The following is a 5,547-nucleotide window of genomic DNA, read 5'->3' on the forward strand; positions in this document are numbered from 1 at the left end:
GCTTCGCCGTAGACGTCGTTTATTTTCAGTTTGTCTTTATATTCTTCTTCATTATAAGGAGCTTCGGCCATTTTTTTCCGCTCTTCCTCACTTAGTTCTTCAACTTTATCATAAAAGCCTGGAATAGTAATATGATTGTTTTCATCTGTAAGAGAAGCGATCATTTTGCTGAGGATATTTATTGGATTTCCCACAGCACCACCATATAAACCGGAATGAAGGTCGCGGTTAGGTCCGGTAACTTCAACTTCGATATAGGAGAGTCCGCGCAGTCCGGTGGTAATAGATGGAGTATCTTTTGAAATCATTCCGGTATCAGAGATAAGGATAACGTCGTTGGCAAGTTTTTCCTTATTTCTTTCTATAAACCAGCCTAGATTTTCACTGCCTACTTCCTCTTCACCTTCAATCATAAATTTTACATTGCAGGGCAGTTCGTCGTTTTTGGTCATATATTCCAGCGCTTTAACGTGCATATACATCTGGCCTTTATCATCACATGCTCCACGGGCGAAGATCGCCCCTTGAGGATGAATTTTAGTATTTTTGATCACCGGATCAAATGGCGGATTCTCCCAAAGGCCTACAGGGTCTGGCGGCTGAACATCGTAATGACCGTATACCAAAACTGTAGGTAAATCTTTGCTGATAATTTTTTCTCCGTATACCACAGGATGTCCCGGAGTTTCGCAGATTTCAACCAGGACACAACCGGCATTCTGCAGTTTTTGTTTAACCGCTTCGGCTGTCTTCAGCATATCCTTTTTGTAATCTGAATCTGCACTAACGGACGGTATTTTTAGCAAGTCCATTAACTCCTGAACAAAACGATCTTTATTTTCTTCTACATATCTTTTGATCTCTTTCATGTTGTGGTTTTAGATTAAATCAAAGGTAATAATTTGAATTTTTTTTCTGAAGCTATTTGAAAATAGAAACTATTATGTATATTTGCATCCGCTAACCGGGAAAACGGTAGCAGATTTGTCCAAACAAGCGGGCGTGGTGGAATTGGTAGACACGCTAGACTTAGGATCTAGTGCAGCAATGTGTGGAGGTTCGAGTCCTCTCGCCCGCACCAAAGGAAAAGCCGACTTTAACGAGTCGGCTTTTTTATTACAGGTACAAATTCACCTATTAAAGGTTGAAGTTTGCACTAATAATTATAATATGTACTTACTTATTACTCTTGCGGGACAGCAATATAAGAGCTGCAGAAGCTACAGCCGCAACAGTAGCTGTTTTAATGACAAAGTTTTTACGGTTATATTTCCATTCAGATTTTAGTCCGCGTTCTGCAAAAAAGTTAGGAAGATAACCTTGTTTCAGGTCATCTAGAACTCCTTCAACCATATTAATACGATCTGCCAGTATTAAGGGCACCCATCGTCCTAAGCTGGATTCACTTTTCTTAAACGCATGCCTCCGAATCATTCCGCTAAGCCCTCGCGGAGGTGCTGCGGTACCAAAAACAGCCGTTATATTGGGCCGCTCTACCGAGTGCAGCACTTCTATATTTATGGGTTGTTGTTCCGATCGCTCCCAGGAGTAACCTTTAATTTCTTCGTCTGTACGTTTTTTGATTGGGTAAGTGGGATCGTTTTTAGGGTCTATATCAATTCCCCATCCTTTTATATGGCTGTGATCTCCGCCCCTTTTGTTTTTAAAATCTTCAGGACTGGTTTCATCTGTACTCATAATCAATTTTTTTTAATTAATAGTTTAGGCTTGTTTTTGCTTAAATTCCGGCGGCAGGAGGGATAAGTACCGGTTTAATACAATTATCAAGTTTAGATGAAAAGATATGATAACCTTCTGCCACTTCTTCCAAAGGTATGCGGTGAGTAATGATCGCCTTGGGATCCAGGATACCGTTTTTTACGTGCTCTATCATTTTAGGTAATAATCTCTTTACTGAAGCCTGGTTGGCTCTTATAGTTATCCCCTTGTTAAGCACATTCCCAATAGGAACAAGCGCGTCTACCGGTCCATAGACTCCTACGATGGAGACAATTCCTCCTTTTTTTACTGAATTTATCGCCCAGTGAAGAGCGGTTGTAGACCCACCCTGAAGAAGTAATTTTCTTCCCATAAGCGAATTTACTTTGTTTCCTGCAGCTTCAGCACCTACTGCATCTATGCATACATCGGCTCCCAAAGAATCCGTTTGTTTTTTGATAAACACAACCGGATCTTCCAGTTCTTGAAAGTTAAAAACTTCGCACTGCGCATATTCCTTTACAAACTCCAGCCGGTAATCCAGCTTGTCAATTACAATTACACGACCTGCTCCAAATAACCATGCGCTTTTTGCAGCCATAATTCCTATAGGGCCGGCACCAAAAACAACAACGGTATCACCTTCCTGGATACCTCCCATTTCTGCAGCCTGATAGCCAGTAGGAACAACATCTGTTAAAAGAACTGCATCATCTGGGTCCATCCAGTCAGGAATAACAGTTGGGCCAACATCAGCATAAGGAACACGCACATATTCTGCCTGCCCTCCATGATAACCACCGGTGGTGTGTGAATATCCAAATATTCCTCCTGCGGCTGTAGATTGCGGGTTTGCTTCGTGACAATTGCCGTACAGCTCCTGCTTGCAAAATGCACATTTTCCGCAGGCAATATTGAAAGGAACCATCACCTTGTCCCCAACTTTAAGATTTTCTACAGATGATCCTGTCTCTACCACTTCTCCTATAAACTCATGGCCAAAAGTTGTTCCCACTCTCGTATCTGGAACAAGCCCGTGATAAAGATGAAGATCTGATCCACAAATACAGGAGCGTAGTACTTTTACTATGGCATCTTCGGGATGTTCAATTTCAGGATAGGGTAAGTTTTTGTCGGCACGGATACGAAATGGACCGCGATAATTTACTGCTAACATAATTTTCTCAGTTTAGTTAAATATTTTCTTTTTCAGCTAAACAATCAACATTAAGGGGAGATAGAAAAAGTTAATTGTTTTTTAATTTTCATTAAATTACAAAAAGCAAGTGCTGAAGGAAAGTATTTAACGTTACTTTAAATTAGTTTTCATATTAATCTTAAGAGCCAATATTGACATTTTCAGATACTGGTTTTACGGCAGTAAAAAAAAATCTGTACTTTAAACCAGTACTTTCGGGCAAAGAAGAAGATTGATTTGCTGAAAGAATCAAGATCGAAATTGAATTCTAAGCCGGTAGATTTACTATTGAATGACTTAAAGAGTAGAAAATATGGAAAAGGAAGCACTGGAGTTTGCCCGGCAGGCACATGGTGATCAACAACGAAAATATACCAAAGAGCCTTATATAGAACATCCCAAACGGGTGGCAGAGACTGTAACTACAGTTCCCCATTCCACAGCAATGATTTGCGCTGCTTATCTGCATGATGTGGTGGAAGATACTCAGGTTTCCATAAAAGATATTGAGCGCAGGTTTGGGCGGGAAGTTGCGGGGTTGGTACATGAGCTTACCGATGAGTATGTTAAGGAGAATTATAAGCACCTAAACCGTCGTAAACGAAAGGAACTGGAAGTAGAGCGGCAGGCAAAGATGAGTACAGCAGCGAAGACGGTTAAACTTGCCGATGTTATCGACAACACTCGTGATATTATTAAAAATGACCGGAATTTTGCACGTCGCTATATTCCTGAAATGGAAGCTTTAATTCTAGCCTTGCAGGGCGGAAATTTTAAATTGCTGATGCGGGCATGTTATGAAGTGCAGCGGGCGAAATATTTGCTAAAAGGCCAAAAAGATGCTCTTCTTTAGATTTTTATAAGTGTTCTTATATGCTTGCTAATTTATATGTGGCGAATTACTCGCAGGGAATGGTTTGAGGAATAGTGGACAGGAAAACTTCCTGTGGATCACGACGATTTATATTAATAAGTTCTACGTTCTGGATCCTGTAGTCAAGATCAATGTCACCCTGGCAAAGCTGTCCGTTATTATCAGAGTCCCATTCAATTTCCACATAAAACCTCGCGTTGTTGTTATCTTCTAAATTCTGAATTGGCGCATATGGATCTGCAGGAATTTCCAGCCTGATCTCAAAGGGAAAATTTTGTGCTTCAAAATTATTGCTGGCAAGTTGAACTGCAGATGGGTTTGCTATACTATCATTTCCACCATACAGGTTCACTGTAAAACTGCGATTGCTGAAAGTAAGATCCTCGTCACTCATAAGTTCCAGTATAATATAATTATTATCTGCATCATCAATATCGGTGTCACAGGACAGCATCAGAATTATACAAAATGCCGTAAAAAGTAGGGTTAAAATCTTTTTCATCTGAATTTATAATTTTTTCAATTTAAGCTTATTTTTTTCTAAACAGAAGTTAAGTTTTTCCCTGCCCAATTAAAAATAAAAGTCATAGTTTAAATAATGGAAAATTTCCATTGTAGACGGATTGTATTGGATAATTTCCTAAATTAGCATTATTATGGGAACACCTGCAACAATTGAAATAAAGCACTTTAAAGAAGTGCGCGAGGAAAACAATTTTACTCAGTCGGAATTTGCTGACCTCCTCGGAATAAAAAATTCTACTGCAGACATTGAGCGCGGCCGTACAAAACTGTCAGGAAAAGTGGTAGCCGAACTCTTGAGGCAATTCGGGATTAATCCGCTTTGGCTTTTTGGGGATAGTGGTCAAAAATACCTGCAGATAAGTAAAGGCGATGTTAGCCCAAAGGTTGTGACGGTAAACAGCGCCGATAGTGAAAATATTGTGATGGTAAACCAAAAGGCTGCTGCCGGTTATCCGCACAACGTGCAGGATGTGGAATGGTATAATCAATTGCCGGCGTTCGATATTCCGTTGCCAGAATTCAGGAATGCCACCTATAGAGGGTTCCAGGTAGAAGGGGACAGCATGTTGCCCAATTATCGTCCCGGGGAATGGGTAATGGCCAAAGCCGTGGGCGGTATCGATGAGGTAAGCAACAACAGGGTTTATGTTGTGGTGCTTTACGATTCGGTTTTGGTTAAAAAACTGCAAAAATTACCTGATCCTTCTAAAATATTACTGATTTCTTTAAATGAAGAATATCTGCCCCTGGAAGTGAAGGTAAACGACATCCAGGAACTTTGGCAGGTAAACAGCAAACTCACCTTTAATCTGGACAATCCTTCAGAAAATGGCCTTTTTCAGCAATTGCAGCAATCTATGGAAGAACTTAAAAGGGAACTGAAGTCTTTCCGGAAGTAAAAGCGGGAAATAGTGCCGATAATTGGCATTTTTAGCTATCGGCCAGATTTTTTTTCTTTTGAAGCGGAATGATTTTTCTTCCGGAAGACATTTTACAAGCTTTTTTATTAAAACAGCAGGATTTCTTTCCGCATTACGGTATTATTTCAGTTGAAGTATTTATGCTGAAAAAGGTGAGTACTTAAAAATGTCAATTATCGACCTTAAGTTTCACCACGAACATCACGAATAATTTTTGAGAGTTTCCGTAGAAGACTTTTTCAGCGAAGGTCCTGATTCTTATCTCCTGTTTTCTGGTTCAGTTTAAAGTGAACGATCCAAAATGGTAATTT

General features: G+C 40.0%; 6 protein-coding genes and 1 tRNA gene. 3 read left to right on the top strand and 4 right to left on the bottom strand.

From position 1 onward, the window contains the following. On the bottom strand, positions 1–869 hold an 869-nt coding region (locus RM529_RS15670; protein WP_311485694.1), incomplete at its 3' end, for a M20/M25/M40 family metallo-hydrolase. A 127-nt stretch (positions 870–996) separates the two neighbouring features. Here RM529_RS15670 and RM529_RS15675 point away from each other — a divergent pair. Beyond that, positions 997–1,081: transfer RNA gene (locus RM529_RS15675), tRNA-Leu, on the top strand. A 95-nt stretch (positions 1,082–1,176) separates the two neighbouring features. On the opposite strand, the gene RM529_RS15680 is transcribed toward RM529_RS15675, so the two are convergent. Both RM529_RS15680 and RM529_RS15685 read right to left on the bottom strand, forming a co-directional pair. Continuing rightward, entirely contained in the window at positions 1,177–1,698 is a 522-nt protein-coding gene (locus RM529_RS15680; RefSeq protein WP_311485695.1) for a hypothetical protein, read from the bottom strand. A 40-nt stretch (positions 1,699–1,738) separates the two neighbouring features. Then, positions 1,739–2,896, bottom strand: coding sequence for a zinc-dependent alcohol dehydrogenase (locus RM529_RS15685; protein ID WP_311485696.1), 1,158 nt, complete (start codon positions 2,894–2,896; stop codon positions 1,739–1,741). 334 nt (positions 2,897–3,230) lie between these two features. Here RM529_RS15685 and RM529_RS15690 point away from each other — a divergent pair, with 334 nt between their 5' ends. Further along, positions 3,231–3,770, top strand: coding sequence for an HD domain-containing protein (locus RM529_RS15690; RefSeq protein ID WP_311485697.1), 540 nt, complete (start codon positions 3,231–3,233; stop codon positions 3,768–3,770). 46 nt (positions 3,771–3,816) lie between these two features. On the opposite strand, the gene RM529_RS15695 is transcribed toward RM529_RS15690, so the two are convergent. Further along, positions 3,817–4,293 (bottom strand): hypothetical protein, encoded by a 477-nt coding sequence (locus RM529_RS15695; protein WP_311485698.1) that lies wholly within the window; start codon positions 4,291–4,293, stop codon positions 3,817–3,819. A 154-nt stretch (positions 4,294–4,447) separates the two neighbouring features. On the opposite strand from RM529_RS15695, the gene RM529_RS15700 reads away from it, so the two are divergent. Next, positions 4,448–5,215, top strand: coding sequence for an XRE family transcriptional regulator (locus tag RM529_RS15700; RefSeq protein WP_311485699.1), 768 nt, complete (start codon positions 4,448–4,450; stop codon positions 5,213–5,215). The last annotated feature ends 332 nt before the right edge of the window (positions 5,216–5,547 follow it).

The organism is Autumnicola edwardsiae, assembly GCF_031846505.1.
Classification (GTDB): Bacteria; Bacteroidota; Bacteroidia; order Flavobacteriales; family Flavobacteriaceae; genus Autumnicola; species Autumnicola edwardsiae.